Origin of the sequence: Pseudomonas sp. DCA-1 (assembly GCF_046523955.1) — a bacterium.
GTDB classification, from domain to species: domain Bacteria; phylum Pseudomonadota; class Gammaproteobacteria; order Pseudomonadales; family Pseudomonadaceae; genus Aquipseudomonas; species Aquipseudomonas putida_Y.
The window spans coordinates 3,207,993-3,231,410 of record NZ_CP169881.1 but is presented as its reverse complement, the minus strand read 5'-3'; the positions used below and the strand labels follow the sequence as shown (position 1 = coordinate 3,231,410).

Annotated in this window: 16 protein-coding genes; 9 read left to right on the top strand and 7 right to left on the bottom strand. The window is 61.2% G+C overall.

Going from position 1 to position 23,418, the window contains the following annotated elements:
• Position 1 precedes the first annotated feature (1 nt).
• The 4 genes from ACE4QZ_RS15220 to ACE4QZ_RS15205 all read right to left on the bottom strand — a co-directional run bounded on the left by ACE4QZ_RS15220 (position 2) and on the right by ACE4QZ_RS15205 (position 3,159).
• Positions 2–712, bottom strand: a complete 711-nt coding sequence (locus ACE4QZ_RS15220) for an ABC transporter permease (protein ID WP_021781694.1) — start codon at positions 710–712, stop codon at positions 2–4.
• Complete coding sequence (locus tag ACE4QZ_RS15215) at positions 709–1,428, bottom strand: ABC transporter permease (RefSeq protein ID WP_021781693.1); 720 nt, start codon at positions 1,426–1,428, stop codon at positions 709–711. The genes ACE4QZ_RS15220 and ACE4QZ_RS15215 overlap by 4 nt, the downstream gene beginning before the upstream one ends.
• Before the next feature lie 83 nt (positions 1,429–1,511).
• On the bottom strand, positions 1,512–2,264 hold the full coding sequence (locus tag ACE4QZ_RS15210) for a transporter substrate-binding domain-containing protein (RefSeq protein WP_021781692.1): 753 nt from the start codon (positions 2,262–2,264) through the stop codon (positions 1,512–1,514).
• Positions 2,265–2,286: 22 nt separating this feature from the next.
• Positions 2,287–3,159 (bottom strand): MurR/RpiR family transcriptional regulator, encoded by an 873-nt coding sequence (locus tag ACE4QZ_RS15205; RefSeq protein WP_021781691.1) that lies wholly within the window; start codon positions 3,157–3,159, stop codon positions 2,287–2,289.
• Between the two features lie 142 nt (positions 3,160–3,301).
• Between ACE4QZ_RS15205 and ACE4QZ_RS15200 the strand changes: the two genes are divergently transcribed.
• From ACE4QZ_RS15200 to ACE4QZ_RS15190, 3 genes are all read left to right on the top strand, one after another.
• A complete protein-coding gene (locus ACE4QZ_RS15200) occupies positions 3,302–4,327 on the top strand; it encodes an Ldh family oxidoreductase (RefSeq protein ID WP_021781690.1) in 1,026 nt (341 codons plus the stop codon).
• A gap of 162 nt (positions 4,328–4,489) precedes the next feature.
• Positions 4,490–5,686 carry an aromatic amino acid transaminase gene (locus ACE4QZ_RS15195; protein WP_021781689.1) on the top strand — a complete coding sequence of 399 codons (1,197 nt, stop codon included), beginning with the start codon at positions 4,490–4,492 and terminating at the stop codon, positions 5,684–5,686.
• A 579-nt stretch (positions 5,687–6,265) separates the two neighbouring features.
• Positions 6,266–7,546: a serine/threonine transporter gene (locus ACE4QZ_RS15190; RefSeq protein ID WP_003247731.1), complete on the top strand. Its 1,281-nt coding sequence runs from the start codon at positions 6,266–6,268 to the stop codon at positions 7,544–7,546.
• 71 nt (positions 7,547–7,617) lie between these two features.
• On the opposite strand, the gene ACE4QZ_RS15185 is transcribed toward ACE4QZ_RS15190, so the two are convergent.
• Genes ACE4QZ_RS15185 through ACE4QZ_RS15175 form a run of 3 tightly spaced genes read right to left on the bottom strand, consistent with a single transcriptional unit; the run spans position 7,618 to position 10,787 of the window.
• Positions 7,618–8,805, bottom strand: a complete 1,188-nt coding sequence (locus tag ACE4QZ_RS15185; protein ID WP_021781688.1) for a Bcr/CflA family efflux MFS transporter — start codon at positions 8,803–8,805, stop codon at positions 7,618–7,620.
• Positions 8,802–9,728: a diiron oxygenase gene (locus ACE4QZ_RS15180; RefSeq protein WP_021781687.1), complete on the bottom strand. Its 927-nt coding sequence runs from the start codon at positions 9,726–9,728 to the stop codon at positions 8,802–8,804. The genes ACE4QZ_RS15185 and ACE4QZ_RS15180 overlap by 4 nt, the downstream gene beginning before the upstream one ends.
• 3 nt (positions 9,729–9,731) lie before the next feature.
• Positions 9,732–10,787, bottom strand: coding sequence for a SagB family peptide dehydrogenase (locus ACE4QZ_RS15175; protein ID WP_021781686.1), 1,056 nt, complete (start codon positions 10,785–10,787; stop codon positions 9,732–9,734).
• Between the two features lie 550 nt (positions 10,788–11,337).
• Between ACE4QZ_RS15175 and tpx the strand changes: the two genes are divergently transcribed.
• From tpx to ACE4QZ_RS15145, 6 genes are all read left to right on the top strand, one after another.
• Positions 11,338–11,838: a thiol peroxidase gene (tpx, locus tag ACE4QZ_RS15170; RefSeq protein ID WP_012052082.1), complete on the top strand. Its 501-nt coding sequence runs from the start codon at positions 11,338–11,340 to the stop codon at positions 11,836–11,838.
• Positions 11,839–12,185: 347 nt separating this feature from the next.
• The gene (locus ACE4QZ_RS15165) at positions 12,186–13,496 is read left to right on the top strand and encodes an MdtA/MuxA family multidrug efflux RND transporter periplasmic adaptor subunit (protein ID WP_021781685.1); all 1,311 of its coding nucleotides are present in this window, start codon (positions 12,186–12,188) and stop codon (positions 13,494–13,496) included.
• Positions 13,493–16,591 carry an MdtB/MuxB family multidrug efflux RND transporter permease subunit gene (locus ACE4QZ_RS15160; RefSeq protein ID WP_410480088.1) on the top strand — a complete coding sequence of 1,033 codons (3,099 nt, stop codon included), beginning with the start codon at positions 13,493–13,495 and terminating at the stop codon, positions 16,589–16,591. Before ACE4QZ_RS15165 ends, ACE4QZ_RS15160 begins: the two co-directional genes overlap by 4 nt.
• Positions 16,588–19,695, top strand: coding sequence for an efflux RND transporter permease subunit (locus ACE4QZ_RS15155; protein ID WP_021781683.1), 3,108 nt, complete (start codon positions 16,588–16,590; stop codon positions 19,693–19,695). The genes ACE4QZ_RS15160 and ACE4QZ_RS15155 overlap by 4 nt, the downstream gene beginning before the upstream one ends.
• Entirely contained in the window at positions 19,692–21,182 is a 1,491-nt protein-coding gene (locus tag ACE4QZ_RS15150; RefSeq protein WP_021781682.1) for an efflux transporter outer membrane subunit, read from the top strand. Before ACE4QZ_RS15155 ends, ACE4QZ_RS15150 begins: the two co-directional genes overlap by 4 nt.
• Before the next feature lie 131 nt (positions 21,183–21,313).
• Positions 21,314–23,401 carry a putative bifunctional diguanylate cyclase/phosphodiesterase gene (locus ACE4QZ_RS15145; RefSeq protein WP_021781681.1) on the top strand — a complete coding sequence of 696 codons (2,088 nt, stop codon included), beginning with the start codon at positions 21,314–21,316 and terminating at the stop codon, positions 23,399–23,401.
• Positions 23,402–23,418: the final 17 nt, after the last annotated feature.

The window sequence follows — 23,418 nt, the reverse complement described above, 5'->3', positions numbered from 1 at the left end:
GTCAGTTCAGGTGGCGGCCCAGGCGGGCTTCCAGGTGTTTCAACAGGCGCCGCACCAGTTCGACGATCACCAGGTAGAGCACGGCGGCCCACAGGTAGATCTGGAAGTCGAAACTGCGCGAGAAGGCCAGTTTGGTCACGCCCATCAGGTCGTAGATCGTCACCAGCGAGGCGATCGCGCTGGCCTTGATCATCAGGATCAGTTCGTTGCCCAGCGGGCCAATGGCCACCAGCAGCGACTGTGGCAATATCACCTTGAAGAAGGTGGTCGAGCGTTTCAGGTTCAGCGCCCGAGCCGCTTCATGCTGGCCAGGCGCAACCGCCATCAGGCTGCCGCGGAAAATCTCGGCCTGATAGGCGGCGGTGTTCAGAGTGAACGCCAGCAAGGTGCAGAACCACGCTTCGCGGAAGAACCACCACAGGCCGACGTCCTGCCAGAAGCCCTTGAGCGAACCCAGGCCGTAATACAGCAGGAACAATTGCGCCAGCAGCGGCGAGCCGCGGAAGAAGTACACGTAGCCGGCAGCCATGCGCTGCAGCAACAGGCTGTGAGACATGCGTGCAAGGGCCAGCAGAAGGCCGAGCACAGCGCCCAGGCTGAAGGAAATCGCCACCAGCTTGGCGGTTACCAGCAGGCCGTCGATGAAGCGTGGGCCGTAGCGCTCCAGCAGGTCGGGGTCGAGCACCATTGCCAGCAGTTGATCGAAGCTCATGCGCGTGCTCCTTGCAGGTGGCGGTTGCTGCGCCGTTCGATGTAGGCGAATACGCGCCCGGACAGTGCCGCGAACAGCAGGTAGCCCAGGCAGGCGACGCCGTAGAAGAACATCGGCTCCTTGGTTACGCTGACCGCCAGGTTGGTCTGGCGCATCAGGTCGACCAGCGAGATGGTCGACACCAGCGAGGTGTCCTTGAGCAGCGACAGCCAATTGTTAGACAAACCGGGCAGGGCGATGCGGGTCAGTTGCGGCAGCAGCACCTTGAAGAAACCGGTGCGCTTGCTCAGGCCAAGCGCCGAGCAGGCTTCCAGTTGGCCCTTGGGCAGGGTCTTGAAGGCGGCCAGCCAGATCTCGCTGGAAAACGCGGCGAACACCAGGCTGAAGGCGATCATCGCGGCGAGGAAGGTGTTGATGATGAACTCACCTTGATAACCCATGGCGGCGAGGATCTTCTGTGCGGCGATCTGGCAGCCGTAATAGATGATCAGCAACGTCAGTAGCTCGGGCAGGCCGCGGAACACGGTAGAAAAGGTGGTGGCCCAGGCCCGTGGCAGGCGTTTGCGTGAGCGCGCCGCCAGCGCGACCACCAGGCCCAGTGGCAGGCCGATGGGCAGGCAGGCCAGGGCCAGGGAAACGGTAACCAGCGCGCCGGCCAGCAACGCCTGGCCCCAGCCTCCGCTGGCGAAAGACAGCAAGGACAATTGATCGAGCATGACGAACCCCTAACTTGGAGGGGCGCTCACCCTTGCAGGCGCGGGCAAGCCCGCGCCTGCAAGGGTGAGCGCAAGGCCAGTGGTCAGTTATAGATATCGAAAGCGAAATATTTGCTGGCGATTTTCTGATAGGTACCGTTGGCCACGATCTGTTGCAGCGCGGTATTCAGGCGCTGGCGCAGGGCTTCGTCGTCCTTGCGCACAGCGATGGCGGCATCGGCTTTGGTGTCGGCCACGTCGCCAAGGATTTTGCAGCAATCCCCGCCGTTCTTGTTCATCCACTCGTGCAGCGGGAATTTGTCGGCAATCACACCGTCCAGGCGGCCGGCCGCCAGGTCTGCGTTGGCTTCGTCCATGGTCGGGTACAGTTTTACGTCGGCACCGGCCTTGCCATACACGTCTTCGGCGTAGATGGCCTGGGTGGACGAAGACTGCGCACCGACGGTGTAGCCGACAAAGTCGGTCTGGGCGCTGTCGATCTTGCTGTCCTTGGCAACCGCCACGGTCAGTGGCGTGCGGTAGTAGTGGTCGGTGAAGGCGATCTTCTTGCGTCGCTCTTCGGTGTCGATCATCGACGCCACCACGGCGTCATACTTGCGCGCCATCAGGGCGGGGATGATGCCTTCCCAGTCCTGGGCCACCAGCGTGCATTCGACTTTCATCTGCTCGCACAGGGCGTGGGTGATGTCGATATCGAAGCCATGCAGCTTGTTATCGGCGTCTACATAGTTGAAGGGCGGGTAGGCACCCTCGGTGGCGAACCGCAGGGTTTCAGCGCTGGCGGCACCCGCCAGCAGCAGGGCGCACGCACCCACCAAGGCCATGGACTTGTTCATCTCGCACCTCATTGCACTCTTGCTATTGTTGTTTGCCCGTCGACCACGAGGTGTAGCCGACGAATTCGTTATGTAGAGCGGCAGTTGCTTCCAAGCGTTTTTCAACATCCGGTCCGAGCTTCTTGCAGACCTCGTTGACCATCAGATGCACCCACGACAGCATCGTCGAGGTGGATTCCCAGAACAGGTTGAACTCGGTGGGGATGCGGAACACCTCGTCGGCATTGGCATCCGCCCAGTCACAGAAAGTGTCGGTCACCAAGGTGACCGCAATGCCAGCCTCGCGCGCCTTCTGGCACAGCATCAGGGCATGGCGGGAATAACGGCGCGCCTCGAACACCACCAGGGCGCTGTCTTCGGCACGGCCCAGCAACACCTCACCGAAGTGCCCGGCGCTGATGTCGACCAGTTGCACGCTATCGCGCAGGTATTGCAGCAGGTGGCTCATGCACATGGCGATGCCACGCTCGGTCTGGAAGCCGGCGATGAACACCCGCGGTTTGCTTGCCAGGCGTTGCGCCACGTTGTGCCAGGCCGGGCTCTGGCGGTACTCGTGTACGCGCACCAGGGCGGCGATTTCCAGTTCCAGGCTGCCGGCGTTGTCGCTGGCGTCCTGGTTCTGGCGGTAATCTTGCAGGCGATCACCTACCAACCACGGGCCATCGCCCAGATCGTTCTGCAGGTCTTGCTTAAGCGCCTTGAGGTGGGCATAACCCAGTGAGCGACAGTAGCGCCCGACGCTGGATTCGCTGACGCCCAGCTTGGCGGCAATGCTGGCCGAGGTCTGGAACGGCAGTTCGTGCAGGTTGGCAAGCATGTAGGTGGCGATCTTGCGACCGGAGGCAGCGGCCCCTTCGAGGCTGTTTTCCAGGCGTTGCTTGATCATTTGGCTCATGCTGCGGCTCCAGAGTTGAGGCTTGGGAAGAAAATGAATGTTTTCTGTCATCAAGTCAATATTTGACAGATTGCTGTCACATGAAGGAAAGTTTTTGTCGTTGCAACGCTGTAGCCATTCCAAAATCAACAAGGAGCTTCAGATGTCCGCACCTTCCACCAGCACCGTTGTGCGCATGCCGTTTACCGAGCTGCAAAGCCTGTTGCAGGCCATTTTCCAGCGCCATGGGTGCAGCGAGGCCGTGGCCCGGGTGCTGGCCCACAACTGCGCCAGCGCCCAGCGTGATGGCGCCCATAGCCATGGGGTGTTCCGCATGCCCGGTTATGTCTCGACCTTGGCCAGCGGCTGGGTCGATGGCCAGGCCGCGCCACAGGTCAGCGACGTGGCCGCCGGGTATGTGCGTGTCGATGCTGCGGGCGGTTTTGCCCAGCCGGCACTGGCGGCGGCCCGTGAGCTGTTGGTGGCGAAGGCGCGCAACGCAGGCATTGCCGTGCTGGCGATCCACAACTCGCACCACTTCGCTGCGTTGTGGCCGGATGTAGAGCCGTTCGCCGAAGAGGGCCTGGTAGCCCTCAGCGTGGTCAACAGCATGACCTGCGTGGTGCCGCATGGTGCGCGCAAGCCACTGTTCGGTACCAACCCCATCGCTTTTGCTGCGCCTTGCGCCGAGCATGACCCGATTGTTTTCGACATGGCCACCAGTGCCATGGCCCATGGCGATGTGCAAATTGCCGCGCGTGCCGGCCAGCAATTGCCGGAGGGCATGGGGGTGGACGCCGATGGCCAGCCGACCACCGACCCAAAGGCGATTCTGGAAGGCGGGGCCTTGCTGCCATTTGGCGGGCACAAGGGCTCGGCGTTATCGATGATGGTCGAGTTGCTGGCGGCGGCGCTGACCGGCGGTCATTTCTCCTGGGAGTTCGATTGGTCCGGGCATCCGGGGGCGAAAACGCCATGGACCGGGCAGTTGATCATCGTCATCGACCCGGGCAAGGCCGAGGGCGAGCGCTTTGCCCAGCGCAGCCGCGAACTGGTGGAGCAGATGCAGGCAGTCGGGCTGACCCGCATGCCGGGTGAGCGCCGCTATCGTGAGCGCGAGGTGGCCGAGGAGGAGGGAGTGGCGGTGACCGAGCAGGAGTTGCAAGGCCTGAAAGAGCTGCTTGGCTGAGCCGGCCCTTTCGCGGGTTACCCGCGAAGAATCCAGCACTCATCCCCGGCCATGCAATGTTGCATAGACAACCTTGCACAATAGTGGATGTTCCTGAGCCCGCTCTCCGGGTATGCTCAGGGCTGACTTTCCGTACCGTCCTGATCCAAGGAGCTGCACGCTGTGTTCAAACATGTCGATGCCTATGCCGGCGACCCGATCCTCTCGTTGATGGAAACCTTCAAGGCCGACCCGCGCGCCGACAAGGTCAACCTGAGTATTGGCCTGTACTACGATGAGGCCGGCGTGGTGCCGCAACTGGCGGCGGTGGATGCGGTGGAAAAACGCATTGCCGGTCAGGACCACGAAGCCTCCCTGTACCTGCCGATGGAAGGCCTGGCCAGCTACCGCCAAGCCATTCAGGCGCTGCTGTTCGGTGCCGATCACCCGGCCGTGACCGGCGGCCGTGTGGCCACCGTACAGACCGTGGGTGGCTCCGGCGCCCTGAAGGTCGGTGCCGACTTCCTCAAGCGCTACTTCCCGCAGTCCGAAGTCTGGGTCAGCAACCCGACCTGGGACAACCACCGCGCCATCTTCGAAGGTGCGGGCTTCAAGGTGCACACCTACTCGTACTTCGACCAGGCCACCCGTGGCGTGGACTTCGACGGCATGCTGGCCACCTTGCAAAGCCTGCCGGCCAACAGCGTGGTGCTGCTGCACCCATGCTGCCACAACCCTACAGGTGCCGATCTGGAGCAGCACCAGTGGCAACAAGTGGTCGAAGTGGTCAAGGCGCGCCAGCTGATCCCATTCCTCGACATCGCTTACCAGGGCTTCGCCGAAGGCCTGGTAGAAGACGCCTACGCTATCCGCGAAATGGCCCGTGCCGGCGTGCCGTGCCTGGTCAGCAACTCCTTCTCGAAAATCTTCTCGCTGTATGGTGAGCGGGTGGGCGGCCTGTCGGTGGTGTGCGATGACGAGGCCACTGCCCAGAGCGTGCTTGGCCAGCTGAAGGCCACCGTGCGCCGCAACTACTCCAGCCCGCCCAACTTCGGCGCCCAGCTGGTTGCCGGCGTACTGAGCGATGCTGGCCTGAATGCCCAGTGGGCCGAAGAAGTCGAAGTGATGCGCAAGCGTATCCTTGACATGCGCCAGGCGCTGGTCGATGCCCTGGCCGTGCTGCTGCCGGGCCAGGACTTCCAGTTTTTCCTGCGCCAGCGCGGCATGTTCAGCTACACCGGCTTCAGCGTCGAGCAGGTACGTCGCCTGCGTGACGAGTTCGGCGTTTACCTGATCGACAGCGGCCGTGTGTGCATGTCCGGCCTGCGCCCGGCCAACCTGCAGCGGGTTGCCGAAGCGTTCGCTGCCGTTCAGAAGTAACACCACCAAAGGCCTGCGCGGCCCCTCTGTGGAAGCGGCCTTGCGTCGCGAAAGGGGGGCGTAGCGTAATGCCAGTCAGTTCGCCGGGGTGGGGCTGGTAGGTGTTGGGCGTGGCATTTGCATCGCCTGTGAAATCGAGCGCCGCCCGCGCGGCGCATCGCGAGCTGCGCTCGCTCCTACGTTTGTTTCGGGCCAGTGAGGCTTGTGACAGGCGCGCGCGACCCCCTTGCTTGTACGACGCGATATCGAGCCATGCGCCAAGGCGTACGCGCGCAAATCCCACAGAAATAACTGGCCCGAAACAAACGTAGGAGCGAGCGCAGCTCGCGATGCGCCGCGCGGGCGGCGCTCGATTTCACAGGCGCCGAAAGAACCACGGCCAACACCTGCCAGCCCCACCCCGCAGCCTGTTGGTATAACCCGCTTGTAAAGACAAGTGCAACCGCTCCTCGGAAAAGGGCTTCGCAAGTGCAACCTTTCCGTGCACAATCGCGCCCCTCTTTTCCGGTTGAGTTGGGCGAAAGGTCTATTTCGCCATTCTCAGCCTGTTGCAGTCTTGCGAGTGGAGCTTCACCCGGAATGAATGAGCAGGCCCCAAGCGTTGAACAACGCTTTGCAGAATCGACCCCCGCCGCCCTCGGCACCTGGGCGCGTCACGACACCACCTGGATGCTGGGCTTGTTCGGCACAGCCATCGGCGCCGGGACACTGTTCCTGCCGATCAACGCCGGCCTTGGCGGCTTCTGGCCGCTGCTGATCCTGGCCGTGCTGGCCTTCCCGATGACCTATTTCGCCCATCGCGGGCTGACCCGTTTCGTCCTTTCCGGGCGCGATGGCAGCGACATCACCGAAGTGGTCAAGGAGCATTTCGGCATCACCGCCGGTGCCTCGATCACCGTGCTGTACTTCTTCGCCATCTTCCCGATCCTGCTTATCTACAGCGTGGCGCTGACCAACACCGTGTCCAGCTTCATGGAACACCAGCTGCACATGCAGCCGCCGCCTCGGGCAATCCTGTCATTCGTGCTGATCCTCGGTCTGCTGGCCATCGTGCGCTGCGGGGAGCAGGCCACGGTCAAGGTCATGAGCCTGCTGGTCTACCCGTTCATCGTTGCGCTGGCGTTGCTGGGCCTGTACCTGGTGCCGCACTGGACCGGTGGCATTCTCGACAGCGCCACAGAGGTGCCGCCGGCCTCGGCCTTCCTGCATACCCTGTGGCTGGCCATTCCGGTGATGGTGTTCTCGTTCAACCATTCGCCGATCATTTCGGCCTTTGCCGTCGATCAGAAGCGCCGTTACGGCGCGCACGCCGACGAGCGCAGCGGCCAGATCCTGCGTCGTGCCCACCTGCTGATGGTGGTGATGGTGTTGTTCTTCGTGTTCAGCTGCGTGCTCACCCTGAGCAGCGCCCAGCTGGCCGAAGCCAAGGCGCAGAACCTGTCGATCCTGTCGTACCTGGCCAACCACTTCAGCAACCCGACCATCGCGTTCGCTGCGCCGTTGATCGCCTTCGTGGCCATCGCCAAGTCGTTCCTCGGCCACTACATCGGCGCCAGCGAAGGCCTGAAGGGCATCATCGCCAAGACCGGTGCGCGCCCAGGCGCCAAGGCCCTGGACCGCGTGGTTGCCGCACTGATGCTGGTGGTGTGCTGGATCGTCGCCACCCTTAACCCGAGCATTCTCGGCATGATCGAGTCGCTCGGCGGCCCGATTCTCGCGGTGCTGTTGTTCCTGATGCCGATGTACGCCATTCGCCGTGTGCCATCGATGCGCAAGTACAGCGGTGCGGCCTCCAACGTGTTCGTCGTTGTGGTCGGCCTGGTTGCGCTGACCTCTGTGGTGTACGGCCTTGTAAGCTGATTCACCCGTTTCATTCAAGAATGCCCGGGGCGCTTGTCGTCACCCGGGCATTTTTTTGCCTGATCAAAGTTTCAGCAGCGTTGCATTCCATCGTCCTTGGTGCATGCAAGCAGCCACCACCCGCACAGGCTGGCCACCACGAACAGCACGCCCAAGCCTGCCGGTAGCGCGCTTTCGAAGCCTGTGACCAGACTGCTCGTCAAACCGGCACCGGCGAACAGCAACGTCGTATTGAGCGACGCTGCCGCACCTGCCTGACGTGGATAGCGCGCCAAAGCCTGGGTCGTTGCGGCGGGGCGTACCAGGGTTGTCCCGGTGGTACAGACAATCATCGGCAGTAGAACCCCCAGCACAGATAAATCTGCCACCCATTCCCACATCAAAAGGGTGATGCCCGCAGTACTTATAAGCAGCAAGCCTGCTTTTATTTGAGCTTGCGGGCTTACGCGACTGTTCAAGTAGGTCGCAGCCATGCCGCCGACGATGTATGCCAACCCATAGCCGATAAAGACCAGAGAGAATTGATAGGCCGTCAGCTCCAGCCTGCCCATCAGCAGCAAGGGCGCTATGACGATAAAGGAAAAATGGCAGGCAAAGGCGAGGCTGGACAGCATGGAATGCGCGAGATAGTCCGTGTCTCGCAGCATCACCCGATAACTGGACATGCTTGGCGCCCGGTCATGCGACGCAGGTGTGTCATGGAGCAGCACACACGATAAAAGTGAAACGATTGCAGCGATGATCACGAATACCGTAAAGCTGGCCTCCCAGCCAAAGGACTGTTGAAGAAAGGCACCTGCCAGCGGTGACAGGGAGATGAACAACCCGCTCGCGCTTGTTAACAGGATGCGCATGGCATTGCGTTGTGTACCGCTGTAGAGGTCCTGCACAAGCGCCTGGCCTAGCACGAGGCTGCCGCAACCCAGGGCCTGCACCAAGCGAAAGGCCATGAACGTTTCATATTGGGTTGAAAATACGCAACCGAGCGCCCCCACAATGGATACGCTCAACCCAGCGAGCAACAAACGCTTGCGCCCGATGCCATCTGACAGCGGGCCGATCACGATTTGCGCCATGGCCACACCAACAGCAAAAAAGCTCACTGAGTACGCAATCTGTTTTGTGTTGACCCGAAACTCATCTGAGAGCGCCGGGAATGATGGGAGGATCACGTCCAGAGGAAATACACCCAGCAGACATAACAAAATCAGCAACGTCGAGCACAGGTGGCGCCGAAGCGAACCAGTGGGGCGGTTCATGCTATCAACCCCGCCGATTGGAATTGCAAGAAATAGCCTTCATCATCCAGCAAATCAGTGTGCTGAATTGCTCGAAGTGTCGGCCCGCAAATTTCGATCATTCGGATCGTCCAGTTTGCCTCCACATAAGCAGAAATTTCGTCTTCTAGGTCTGGTCGGTTTCTGAGTAGCATTCGCAAGCATGATAGGTCGGGCTGGCAGAAAGCTATGAGCACCTCAGGTAAAATTTGAGCCACATAGTCCTTCTCCATCTTGGAAATATTTCGCCACAAGCTGACGAAACACTCGGAAAAGAAGACTGCATGGCGGCCTTCATCATGCAAGTGATCCCTTAGCATGTTCGTCACTGGGCCAACGAGCGCCTCGCTAGATAACTTAAGGAGTTCGTGAGTGATCAAGGTTTCTGACACAAATCCGATGCAGAAGCGGGTTAAACATTCGAACGCTGGAGGGCTTTTATCTATAACACGATCTAGCCTATCTAGGCGAGCGGGCCTGATGCGTACTAAGTTGAAATGCTGTGCTACGTGATCTGCAATCTCTTTTGAAAATAATGCGTGATACGCTTCATCCGCGTATATTTTTAAAGCGATGCGGCGCTCTTTGTTCTCAAAGTATTTCTTCAGGCTTCCAGTTACAATGCAACGTACAGCCTCATTGACATGCGTCATCTCTAGTGCTGTGGTATAGTCCATAAAATATACTAGATGAGATGCATGTGCGATCAGCAATTCTTTTTTGGGAAGGGATTTTATTGCATCATGAGCCAGTGCTGGACTGAGTGCGATGGGGAACCATAAGCCGGGGTCTGTCTGAGCGAAATCCGCTTTTGTGAATTGATAAGCGTAGGGTCGCGAACGGACAGCGCTGGAGGAGTGCCAATTCCGAAACAAGGTTATACTGCGGTTGGCTAACTTGTTCATATGTCAGCTCGCCTCGGTTTTTTTCAAGATGGACTTTAGGCAGTCGGGAATGGCGGACCCATCACTGTAGCCACAGCCGACAAAGAAAAGGACCTGCTCATTCGCGTTTATAGGGTTCAGCAGTGGTTCAATCAAGCACTCATTCAATGCGCCAGTTAGCCAGGTATTCATTCCGCAGGCGGTAGCAGCCAGCTGAAAGGTCTGTGCCACATGGCCTATCTCGATCAGTGCCATCCGATAAGCACGCGAATGTTCGTACTTCCACCACAATTTATCGAATCTGGAGGTAAGGAATAATCCCACTGGTATATCGTTGGCGAAATGTTGTCCAGAGAACAAGTCACCCAATCTTGGAGGCAGCGGATTACGCCAGTATAACTGATGCATGTGAGGGTCATACCGGTAAATTCCTGGCGCTATACCTTCGACATTCGCTATGTATACATAGCCTTCGGTGGCATTCAATCCTCCTGCTGATGGGCTGCAACGCCGCTTGTTGAATTGCTCAATCCCTCCTTCTTCATGATCCAGGGCTCGAGTGTCAATAAAGCCTAGCGTGTGGTGTAAAATTTGCCCTAGTTCAGCTATTGGAATTAATGAGCGATGAAAGTTTCTCACGGTTGCCCGCCGCCCGAGAATTTTATCGAACTCACTGGCGTTGCTTGTGGTTGGCAGTTGGATGCCTGCTGTTGGCTCATCGGCGGCGGCAGGAGGTATTTCACTCAATACTTCATTGCAATGTTCCAGGTATTGGTTGGCCCATTGATGCGTACTGGTTGGTTGATCGTCTAGCGGTATGTTTTTGGTTCCAATATGAAAGATTCTAGAGAGAATGTCCCATCCCCAAGCGTTTTCATCCGTTGTGCGGTCAGTGATTATCTCGCAGCGCTTTAGATCTTTGAGTGTGGGATCAGTTGGGTCATTGCAGGGGTGGCCGTAAATGATCGATATCAGTTTTTCTGCGTGCTCGGCTGAAAGTTCATACTGCTTGTGATTGTTGAAGTCCCAGCAGATCAGAGCGTTATCCTTGGCGATAAAAAAACAGTCTCTGCTTACCATTTTTCCTCCTTTGGCTAAAGCGCAGGCCGGCACTGCGCTTCAGCATTCATCGGTTAAGGCTTACTGGCTCTTTTTGACCAGAAGGGCCAGGTTGGCCAGTTTTGTAGACTCCATCTTGATGGTTTTCATATTTGAATCTCCATTTATGCGTCGCGGTATTGCGACTTGTCTGATGTTAGCGTCACTTTGAAGATGTACAAGGCAAACTTTGTAGCGAAACTTCCGATGAAGTTGTAGGATTTGTTACCCTTATAGTCACGAGGTGCCAATCCAACTGCGTCTTAAAGCCTCTGGCACAAACCTCACAGCGATTTTGGGAGCAGCGTTGTACCGCCCATATCAATTAGCTCACTGTGCTCCGCACTCGGAGTGGGAGGTGTGGATGGGCGGTCGTGAACTGTGAGGCAACTGGCCGTAACCGCGGCTATCGGCATTTTTTGTCCACAAAAATCGTCCGGCAATGGAACAATTTCACCTGCCCCCCATAGGCACCCGGCTGCCTTCATGCTTAACTCAGTGTCCTTTTCAAACCCCGCATAAGGATTTCGTCATGGCTCAAGTGACTCTCAAAGGCAACCCGGTCCAGGTAAACGGCAACCTGCCACAGGCCGGCGCCCAGGCTCCGGCTTTCTCCCTGGTAGGTGAAGGCCTGGCTGACAAGTCGCTGAAAGACTACGCCGGCAAGCGCAAGGTGCTGAATATCTTCCCAAGCGTCGATACCCCGACCTGCGCCACCTCGGTGCGCAAGTTCAACGCCCAGGCCAACGACGTTGCCAACACCGTGGTGCTGTGCATCTCGGCTGACCTGCCGTTCGCCCAGGCACGTTTCTGCGGTGCCGAAGGGCTGGACAATGTGAAGAACCTGTCGACCCTGCGTGGCCGCGAGTTCCTCGAAAACTACGGCGTAGCCATTGCCGACGGCCCGCTGGCCGGCCTGGCCGCCCGCGCCGTGGTGGTGCTGGACGAGAACGACAAGGTGCTGCACAGCGAACTGGTTGGCGAAATTGCTGACGAGCCGAACTACGACGCGGCGCTGGCTGTACTGAAGTAAGGATTGCGTGGGGCAGGGCGGGCGTCTGTAGCCTGTGATGGCCTCTTCGCGGGTAAACCCGCTCCTACAACGTGCGGCACAGGTTTCAAAGGCTGTGACATCCCCGTAGGAGCGGGTTCACCCGCGAAAGGGCCAGACCAGGCAACCGAACCTTCAGGCCCGTCACCGCTCCAAGCAACACCCTGTAACGGCCCGGAACACGTTCCGGGCCGTTTTCATTTAAAATTCCGCCTCTTGGCAACGTCAGGCAAAGGTAAACCTCTGGTAAAGGCCCTTTGCTAAAACGATGGCAGTGCTTATCGTTCATCCTCCCCAAGTCGTCATTCCGAACAAGGTTCGTTCAACCCATGCAAGCGTCCAATTCCCGTTCCCTCCGTCGCTGGCTCGTCGGCCTGCTGATCCTGCTGCTGGTGGCTGCACTGGCCTGGTGGCTGTGGCCCGCAGCGACGCCTGCGCATAAAGAGGCCAGTGGCGGGCGCGGTGGCAAGGGCATGGGCATGATCGGCGGCCGCCCAGGTTTTGGCGGTTCCAGCGACCCGGTGCCGGTACGCGTCGTGCCGGTGCGGACAGGCGACTTCCCGCTCTACTACAAAGCCTTGGGCACGGTCACCGCGACCAATACAGTCAATGTGCGCAGCCGCGTGGCTGGCGAGCTTGTGAAAATCCACTTCAAGGAGGGCCAGCGCGTCAAGGCCGGCGACCTGCTGGCCGAAATCGACCCGCGCCCTTATCGCATCGCCCTGCAGCAGGCCGAAGGTACCTTGGCGCAGAACCAGGCGCAGTTGAAGAACGCTCAGGTCGACCTGGCCCGCTATAAAGGCCTGTACGCCGAAGACAGCATCGCCAAGCAAACCCTGGACACTGCCCAAGCCCAGGTTGCGCAGTTCCAAGGGCTGGTCAAGACCAATCAGGCACAGGTCAACGACGCCCGCCTGAACCTCGATTTCACCCAGATCCGTGCGCCGATCAGTGGCCGGGTGGGCCTGCGCCAGCTCGATCTGGGCAACCTGGTGGCCGCCAACGACACCACCGCGCTGGTAGTGATTACCCAGACCGAGCCGATCAACGTCGCCTTCACCCTGCCGGAAACCGAACTGAGCACTGTGCTGGAGCGCTACCGCAGTGGCGCCAGCCTGCCGGTCGAGGCCTGGGACCGCAGTGACAGCAAGCTGCAGTCCACCGGTGTGCTGGGCAGCATCGACAACCAGATCGACACCACCACTGGCACACTCAAGTTCAAAGGCCGTTTCGAGAACAAGGACCTGGCCCTGTTCCCCAATCAGTTCGTCAACGTGCGCTTGCTGGCCGACACCCTCAAGCAGGTGGTCATGGCGCCGGCCGCGGCTATCCAGTTTGGCAACGATGGCACCTTCGCCTATGTGGTCAACGAGCAGAGCACCGTCAATGTCCGCAAGCTGAAGGTGGGCGCCAGTGATGGCGAGAACAGCGTCATTCTCGACGGCCTGAAGGCCGGCGACCGCCTGGTGCTGGAAGGCACCGACCGCCTGCGCGAAGGCACCAAGGTGGAAGTGGTCGAAGACAGCTCGCAAGTGCCGACCAGCCCAGGCCAGCACCTGCAAGGGCAGGAAGCCAAGGGCGCGGCCCAAACAACAGGTGAAGCACAACCCGGCAACGCAGCAGGCAAGGCGGGCGCATGAACCTGTCGCGCCTGTTCATCCTGCGCCCGGTCGCCACCACGCTGAGTATGCTGGCCATCGTGCTGGCCGGCCTGATCGCCTACAAGTTGCTGCCGGTTTCCGCCTTGCCGCAGGTGGATTACCCGACCATTCGTGTCATGACCCTGTACCCCGGCGCCAGCCCGCAGGTGATGACCAGCGCCGTCACCGCGCCACTGGAGCGCCAGTTCGGCCAGATGCCGGGCCTGGAACAGATGGCCTCGACCAGTTCTGGCGGCGCGTCGGTGCTAACCCTGCGTTTCAACCTCGACATGAACATGGACGTTGCCGAGCAACAGGTGCAGGCCGCGATCAACGCCGCCAGCAACCTGCTGCCCAGCGACCTGCCGGCACCGCCGGTATACAACAAGGTCAACCCGGCCGACACTCCGGTGCTGACCCTGGCCATCTCCAGCAAGACCATGCCGCTGCCCAAGCTCAACGACCTGGTCGATACCCGCGTGGCGCAAAAGCTTGCGCAAATCAGCGGCGTGGGCATGGTCAGCATTGCCGGTGGCCAGCGCCAGGCGGTACGCATCAAGGTCAACGTCGACGCCCTGGCGGCCAACGGCTTGAATCTGGATGACGTGCGCACGCTGATCGGTGCTTCCAACGTCAACCAGCCCAAAGGCAACTTCGATGGCCCGACCCGGGTGTCGATGCTCGATGCCAACGACCAGCTGCGCTCTCCTGAGGAATACGCCAACCTGATCCTGGCCTACAACAACGGTGCGCCGCTGCGCCTGAAAGATGTGGCTGAAATCGTCGATGGCGCCGAAAACGAGCGGCTGGCCGCCTGGGCGAACGAAAACCATGCTGTGCTGCTGAACATCCAGCGTCAGCCGGGTGCCAACGTGATCGAAGTGGTCGACCGCATCAAGGGCCTGCTGCCGTCGATCACCGACAACCTGCCGGCCGGCCTCGATGTGTCGGTGCTGACCGACCGCACCCAGACCATTCGCGCCGCGGTCAAGGACGTGCAGCACGAGCTGCTGATCGCCATCGTTCTGGTGGTGATGGTCACCTTCGTCTTCTTGCGCCGCTTCAGCGCCACCCTCATTCCGTCGATTGCCATGCCACTGTCGCTGATCGGGACGTTCGGGGTCATGTACCTGGCAGGGTTCTCGGTCAACAACCTGACACTCATGGCCCTGACCATCGCCACCGGCTTTGTGGTCGATGATGCCATCGTCATGCTGGAGAACATCTCCCGGCATATCGAAGAGGGCGAGACGCCCATGCAGGCGGCGCTCAAGGGCGCCCGGCAGATTGGCTTCACCCTGATTTCGCTGACCTTCTCGCTGATTGCGGTCCTGATCCCGTTGCTGTTCATGGCTGACGTGGTCGGACGCCTGTTCCGCGAGTTCGCCATCACGCTGGCAGTGGCCATTCTGATTTCCCTGGTGGTGTCCCTGACCCTGACGCCGATGATGTGCGCGCGTCTGCTCAAGCGCGAGCCCAAGGAAGAAGAACAAGGCCGCTTCTACCGTGCCAGTGGCGCCTGGATCGACTGGCTCATCAAGCACTACGGCAGTGCCCTGCAGTGGGTGCTCAAGCACCAGCCGCTGACCCTGCTGGTGGCAGTGGCCAGCCTGGTGCTCACGGTGTTCCTGTACATGTTCGTGCCCAAGGGCTTCTTCCCGGTGCAGGACACCGGGGTGATCCAGGGTATTTCCGAGGCGCCGCAGTCCACCTCGTTCGCCGCCATGAGCGAACGTCAGCAGGCCCTGAGCAAGGTCATCCTGCAAGACCCGGCCGTGCAAAGCCTGTCGTCCTACATTGGCGTAGACGGCGACAACGCCACGCTCAACAGCGGTCGCCTGCTGATCAACCTCAAGCCCCACGGCGAGCGCGATGTCAGCGCCAGCGAAGTGATCAGCCGCCTGCAGCCGCAAGTCGACCGGCTGGTGGGCATCCGCCTGTTCATGCAGCCGGTGCAAGACCTGAGCATCGAAGACCGGGTCAGCCGGACCCAGTACCAGTTCAGCCTGTCGTCACCGGACGCCGACCTGCTGGCGCAGTGGAGCGGCAAGCTGGTGCAGGCGCTGCAGCCGCGCCCGGAACTGGCCGATGTGGCCAGCGACCTGCAGGACAAGGGCTTGCAGGTGTACCTGGTCATCGACCGTGACATGGCCAGCCGCCTGGGGATCAGCGTGTCGCAGATCACCAATGCCCTGTACGACGCCTTCGGCCAGCGGCAGATTTCGACCATCTACACCCAGGCCAGCCAGTACCGCGTGGTGTTGCAGGCCAAGGACGCCGCCACGATCGGCCCGCAGGCGCTGGAATCGATTCACGTCAAGGCCACCGATGGCGGCCAGGTGCGCCTTTCGGCGCTGGCGCGGATCGAGCAGCGTCAAGCCCAGCTGGCTATTTCCCACATCGGCCAGTTCCCGGCAGTGACCTTGTCGTTCAACCTGGCCCACGGCGCGTCGCTGGGCGAAGCCGTGCAGGTGATCGAGCAGGTGCAGAAGGACATCGGCATGCCGCTGGGTGTGCAAACCCGCTTCCAGGGTGCGGCCGAGGCCTTCCAGGCGTCGCTGTCGAGCACTTTGCTGCTGATTCTGGCGGCGGTGGTGACCATGTACATCGTGCTGGGGGTGCTGTACGAAAGCTACATCCACCCGGTCACCATCCTCTCGACCCTGCCGTCGGCGGCGGTCGGTGCCTTGCTGGCCTTGCTCATCAGCGGTAACGACCTGGGCATGATCGCCATCATCGGCATCATCCTGCTGATCGGTATCGTCAAGAAGAACGCGATCATGATGATCGACTTTGCCCTGGAGGCCGAGCGCCATCAGGGCATGAGCCCACGCGATGCCATCTACCAGGCGGCGCTGCTGCGCTTTAGGCCGATCCTGATGACCACCCTGGCCGCGCTGTTTGGCGCGGTGCCGCTGATGCTTGCCACCGGCTCCGGCGCCGAGCTGCGTCAGCCACTGGGCCTGGTGATGGTCGGCGGGCTGCTGGTCAGCCAGGTGCTGACGCTGTTCACCACCCCGGTCATCTACCTGTACTTCGATCGCCTGGCCCGCCGCTGGCGCCCGGCCACTGACGTGAAGCAGGCTCAGGCATGAACCTGTCCGGGCCTTTCATCCGTCGCCCGGTGGCGACCATGCTGTTGAGCCTGGCGATCATGCTGCTGGGTGGGGTCAGCTTTGGCTTGCTGCCGGTGGCGCCACTGCCGCAAATGGACTTCCCGGTGATCGTGGTGTCGGCGAACCTGTCTGGTGCCAGCCCCGAGGTCATGGCTTCGACCGTGGCCACACCGCTGGAACGCAAGCTCGGCAGCATCGCCGGTGTCACCACGCTCACCAGCAGCTCCAGCCAGGGGTCGACACGGGTAATCATCGGCTTCGAGATGGGCCGTGACATTGATGGCGCAGCCCGTGAGGTGCAAGCGGCGATCAACGCAACCCGCAACCTGCTGCCCAGCGGCATGCGCAGCATGCCCACCTACAAGAAGATCAACCCGTCGCAGGCGCCGATCATGGTGCTGTCGCTGACCTCGGATGTATTGCAGAAAGGCCAGCTGTATGACCTGGCCGACACCATCCTTTCACAGAGCCTGGCTCAGGTATCGGGGGTAGGGGAGGTGCAGATCGGTGGCAGTTCGCTGCCGGCCGTGCGCATTGCCGTCGAGCCGCAACTGCTCAACCAGTACAACCTGTCGCTGGACGAGGTGCGCACTGCGGTGTCCAACGCCAACCAGCGCCGGCCCATGGGCTTTGTCGAGGACGCCGAGCGCAACTGGCAGGTGCGGGCCAACGACCAGCTGGAAAGCGCCAAGGACTACGAGCCGGTGGTGATTCGCCAGCAGAACGGCACCATTTTGCGCCTGTCTGACGTAGCGACCGTCACCGACGGCGTTGAAAACCGTTACAACAGCGGCTTCTTCAACGACCAGGCAGCGGTGCTGCTGGTGGTCAACCGCCAGACCGGCGCCAACATCATCGAAACGGTCGACCAGATCAAGGCCCAGCTACCGGCACTGCAGTCGCTGCTGCCAGCCAGCGTGCAATTGAACGTGGCCATGGACCGCTCGCCCGTGATCAAGGCCACCCTCAAAGAGGCCGAGCACACCCTGCTGATCGCCGTGGTGCTGGTGATCCTGGTGGTCTACCTGTTCCTCGGCAGCCTGCGCGCCTCGCTGATCCCCAGCCTGGCGGTGCCGGTATCGCTGGTGGGTACATTCGCGGTCATGTACCTGTGCGGTTTCTCGCTCAACAACCTGTCGCTGATGGCGCTGATCCTTGCCACCGGGCTGGTGGTGGACGATGCCATCGTGGTGCTGGAAAACATCTCCAGGCACATCGAGAACGGCCAGCCGCCGATGAAGGCGGCCTTCCTGGGCGCCAAGGAAGTGGGCTTCACCTTGCTGTCGATGAACGTGTCGCTGGTGGCGGTGTTTGTCTCCATCCTGTTCATGGGCGGCATCGTGCGCAACCTGTTCCAGGAGTTTTCCATCACTCTGGCGGCGGCGATCATCGTCTCGCTGGTGGTGTCGCTGACCCTTACGCCGATGCTCTGCGCCCGCTGGCTCAAGCCGCACAAGGCCGAGCAGAGCCGCCTGCAGCGCTGGAGCGACAAGCTGCATCAGCGCATGGTTGCTGCCTATGACCGCAGCCTGGGCTGGGCCCTGCGCCACAAGCGCCTGACCCTGCTCAGCCTGCTGGCCACCATCGGCATCAACATCGCCCTGTACGTGGTAGTACCCAAAACGTTGATGCCCCAGCAGGATACCGGCCAGTTGATGGGCTTCATCCGTGGTGACGACGGCCTGTCGTTCAGCGTGATGCAGCCGAAGATGGAAATCTACCGCCGCGCCTTGCTGGCCGACCCTGCCGTGCAGAGCGTTGCCGGTTTCATCGGCGGCAACAGCGGTACCAACAACGCCTTTGTGCTGGTGCGCCTGAAACCGATCAGCGAGCGCAAGATCGATGCGCAGAAAGTGATCGAACGCCTGCGCAAGGAACTGCCCAAAGTGCCCGGCGGGCGCCTGTTCCTGATGGCTGACCAGGACCTGCAACTGGGTGGCGGTGGGCGTGACCAGACCTCTTCGCAGTACCTGTATACCCTGCAAAGCGGCGACCTTTCGGCATTGCGCGAATGGTTCCCCAAGGTGGTCGCTGCGCTGCGTGCACTGCCTGAGCTGACCGCCATCGACGCCCGTGATGGCGCCGGTACCCAGCAGGTGACGCTGGTGGTCGACCGTGACCAGGCCAAGCGCCTGGGCATCGACATGGACATGGTCACCGCAGTACTGAACAACGCCTACAGCCAGCGGCAGATCTCCACCATCTACGACAGCCTCAACCAGTACCAGGTGGTGCTGGAGATCAACCCGAAATACGCCTGGGACCCGAGCACGCTCGAGCAAGTGCAGGTGATCACCGCCGACGGCGCCCGGGTGCCGCTGTCGACCATCGCTCACTACGAGAACAGCCTGGCCAACGACCGGGTCAGCCACGAAGGCCAGTTCGCTTCGGAAGACATCGCCTTCGACGTCGCCGAGGGCTATAGCCCCGACCAGGCCATGGCGGCGCTGGAACGCGCGGTGGCCAGGCTGGGCTTGCCCGAGGAGGTGATTGCCAAGCTCGGCGGCACTGCCGATGCCTTTGCCAAGACCCAGCAGGGCCAGCCATTCATGATCCTTGGCGCACTGCTGCTGGTGTACCTGGTGCTGGGCATTCTGTATGAAAGCTACATTCACCCGCTGACCATTCTCTCGACACTGCCTTCGGCGGGCGTCGGAGCCTTGCTGGCGCTGTACGTCACCGGTGGCGAGTTCAGCCTGATCTCGTTGCTGGGGCTGTTCCTGTTGATCGGGGTGGTGAAAAAAAATGCCATCCTGATGATCGACCTGGCCCTGCAACTGGAGCGCCATCATGGCTTTTCGCCGGAAGAGTCAATACGCCGGGCCTGCCTGCTGCGCCTGCGGCCGATCCTGATGACCACCCTGGCGGCGATCCTTGGCGCATTGCCATTGCTGTTGAGCCAGGCTGAGGGCGCAGAAATGCGTCAGCCGCTGGGCCTGACCATCATCGGGGGCCTGGTGTTCAGCCAGATCCTCACCCTTTATACGACGCCGGTGGTTTACCTGTACCTGGACCGCCTGCGCCACCGCTTCAACCGTTGGCGCGGCGTGCGCACCGACGCCGCCCTGGAAACCCCGCTATGACTTTTGCCCAGACCCCACTTCACCGTGCCCTGCAAGCACTGACCCGTGGCCGTGGCTCGCGCCTGCTCAGCGCCGGGTTGTGCGCGGCCTTGCTCAGTGCCTGCACCCTGAGCCCCGACTATCACCGCCCCGAGCTGAACAGCACGGCGGCGCAGTTCAAGCATGCCGAAGGCTGGACCCAGGCCTCGCCCTCCGACGCCATCGCCCGCGGCGCCTGGTGGGAGATCTACGGTGATGCCGGGCTCAATGCGCTGGTCGAAGAGCTTAACCGCAGCAACCAGACTGTGGCGCAATCAGAAGCCCAGTACCGCCAGGCCCAGGCACTGGTGCGCAGCAGCCGCGCGGCGCTGTTCCCCAGCCTGGACCTGAGCGCCAGCAAGAACCGCTCGGCGCAGGGCACCGGCAGCTCCAGTTCCAGCCTGTCCAATAACAGCAGTGGCATTCGCAACACCTACAACGCGCAGTTGGGCGTGAGCTGGGAGATCGACCTGTGGGGCAAGCTGCGTGAAACCTTGAATGCCAACGAGGCCAGTGCCGAAGCCAGTTTCGCCGACCTTGCGTCGATCCGACTGAGCCAGCAGTCGGAGCTGGTGCAGAACTACCTGCAATTGCGGGTTATCGATGAGCAGAAGCGCTTGCTGGAAGCCACCGTGGCGGCTTATGAACGCTCACTGCGAATGAACGAAAACCAGTACCGTGCCGGTGTCGCCGGCCCGGATGCCGTGGCCCAGGCCCGCACCCAGCTCAAAAGCACCCAGGCTGACCTGATCGACCTGATCTGGCAGCGTGCGCAGTTCGAAAATGCCATCGCCGTGCTGCTGGGCAAGGTTCCGGCCGACTTCGCCCTGGCCGACAGCAAGGCTATTCCCGCGTTGCCGCAAATACCGGTTTCGCTGCCTTCGCAACTGCTGGAGCGACGCCCGGACATCGCTGCAGCCGAACGCAACGTGATGGCGGCCAACGCCAACATCGGGGTGTCGCGGGCAGCCTACTTCCCGGACCTCAGCCTGAGCATGAGTGGCGGATATTCCAGCAGCAGCTTCAGCAACTGGATCGAGTTGCCCAACCGCTACTGGTCGGTAGGCCCGCAGTTGGCGCTGACCCTGTTCGACGCCGGCAAACGCAGCGCCGAGGTCGACCGCACGGTGGCCGTGTATGACCAGACGGTGGCGCAGTACCGCCAGACCGTGCTGGACGGCTTCAAGGAAGTGGAAAACCTGCTGGTTCAACTGAAAGTGTATGGCGATGAAGCCAGGGTGCGCCAAGAGGCGCTTGATGCCGCCCGTGAGTCGTTGCGTCTGACCGAGAACCAGTACCGCGCCGGGCTGATCGGCTATCTGGATGTGGTCAACGTGCAAACCACGGCGCTGAGCAACGAGCGCAGCGTGCTGAACCTGCTGCAAGGGCGCCTGGTGGCCAGTGTGCAACTGGTGGCTGCGTTGGGCGGCGGCTGGAATGCAGAGCAGGCGTTTGCCGAGCAGAAATGACCATGCGCAGAGGGGGGGCATTTGCAGTTATTGGGTCCATTCCCATCCGCAAAAACCCCGTGCGTTTCGCTTAAGCTTGAGTACAATCGTCAGCTTTTGCCGGGCCCCCTGTTCCGGCGCTGGAACTCTCAATGCTGACCGGTAGCTACTCTTCTTCGCTGGTGTTGATTTCGCTGTGCGTGGCGATCCTGGCATCCTATACCGCTCTTGACCTGACTGGCCGCATCGCCACGGCCAAGGGCCGCGCTGCCTACCTGTGGATGGGCGGCGGTGCGTTGGCCATGGGCATCGGCGTGTGGTCGATGCACTTCATTGGCATGCTTGCCTTCAGCTTGCCCATCGACTTGGGTTACGACCTGGCCCTGACCGCGTTCTCGCTGCTGATCGCTGTGCTTTCCTCGGGCTTTGCCCTGTGGCTGGTCAGCCAGCCGAGCCTGCCCGCGCTGCAGTTGGGGTTCGGCGCGCTGATCATGGGCGCCGGTATCGCCTGCATGCACTACACCGGCATGGCCGCGCTGCGCATGCTGCCGGGTATTGATTACGACCCGACGTTGTTTGGTGCTTCGCTGCTGATTGCCGTAGGCGCCTCGGCGGCAGCATTGTGGATCGCCTTCCGCCTGCGCGCACATACACCCTATGTACGGCAGATCCGTGGCCTGGCGGCAGTGGTGATGGGCTTTGCCATCGTTGGTATGCATTACACCGGCATGGCCGCGGCGAACTTCCCCGAGGGCAGCTTCTGCGGCGCGCTGGGGGGCGGTCTGCAGGGTGACAGTCTGGTTTACCTGGTGCTGATCACCACGCTGGCAGTTCTGGCAGTGGCGTTGCTGACTTCGGTGCTGGACGCGCGCCTGGAGGCACGTACTGCCGAGTTGGCCCGTTCGCTGACCTTGGCCAACCAGGAACTGACACAATTGGCCTTGCACGACACCCTCACCGATCTGCCAAACCGTACCCTGCTGGCCGATCGCATTGAGCAGGCTATCGCCAAAGTGGCGGAGCAGGGCGGCTGTTTTGCCCTGATGTTCATTGATCTGGACGGCTTCAAACCGGTCAACGATGCCTTTGGCCATCATATTGGTGACCTTCTGCTCAAGGCCGTGGCGGCCCGCCTGCGCGGCCACTTGCACAGCCAGGACACGCTGGCACGGATTGGTGGCGACGAGTTTGTTCTGCTGGTGGAACTGCAGGAACCGAACGATGCCATGGACGTGGCGGTCAAGCAGGTCAACCTGGTTTCCCGGCCTTTCCGCGTGGCCGAGCACGACCTGCAACTGTCGGCGAGCCTGGGCATCGTCCTGTACCCGGGCAACGGCCAGGACCAGCACGAGTTGCTGCGTAACGCCGACGCGGCCATGTACCATGCCAAGAGCGCTGGCAAGAACGGTTACAGCTTCTTCGATGTGTCGATGAACAGCAATGCTCGCCAGCAGTTGCAGTTGCTGCAGGACTTGCGTCTGGCGCTGGAGCAGCGCCAGTTCAGCTTGCATTACCAGCCCAAGTTCGACGCCCATACCTGCCAGCCGATTGGTGCCGAAGCGCTGCTGCGCTGGGAGCACCCGCAGCAAGGCCTGCTGCTGCCTGACCGCTTCATCGGCCTGGCGGAAAAGACCGGCCTGATCATCCCCATTGGCGAGTGGGTACTCATCGAGGCCTGCCGTCAGATGCGCCAGTGGCTGGACCAGGGCCACCTTGGCTGGCGCATGGCGGTGAACCTGTCGGCTATCCAGTTCTGCCACGCCGGCCTGGTCGACAGCGTGGCCCGCGCCCTGCAGCAGAACGGCTTGCCGGCCAACTGCCTGACACTGGAAATTACCGAAACCACCGCCATGCACGATGCCGACGCCAGCCTGACCGTGCTGCAGCGCCTGTCCGACATGGGCGTGGACTTGTCCATTGATGACTTTGGTACGGGCTATTCCAGCCTGATGTACCTAAAGCGCCTGCCAGCCAACGAGCTGAAAATCGACCGCGGTTTCGTGCGCGACCTGGAGCAGGACAGTGACGATGCAGCGATTGTTTCGGCAATCGTCGCACTGGGCCAGGCGTTGGGCCTGCGTATCGTTGCCGAGGGGGTTGAAACCGACAAGCAGCAGGACTTCCTGACCCGGCTGGGGTGTGATTCGTTGCAGGGCTACCTGCTGGGCCAGCCTGTGCCGGCCGAGCAGTTCATGAGCAAGTTGCAGGCCATGGGCCCGGAACTCACTGCTGCAGGCTAGGCGCTGTATGAAAAGCC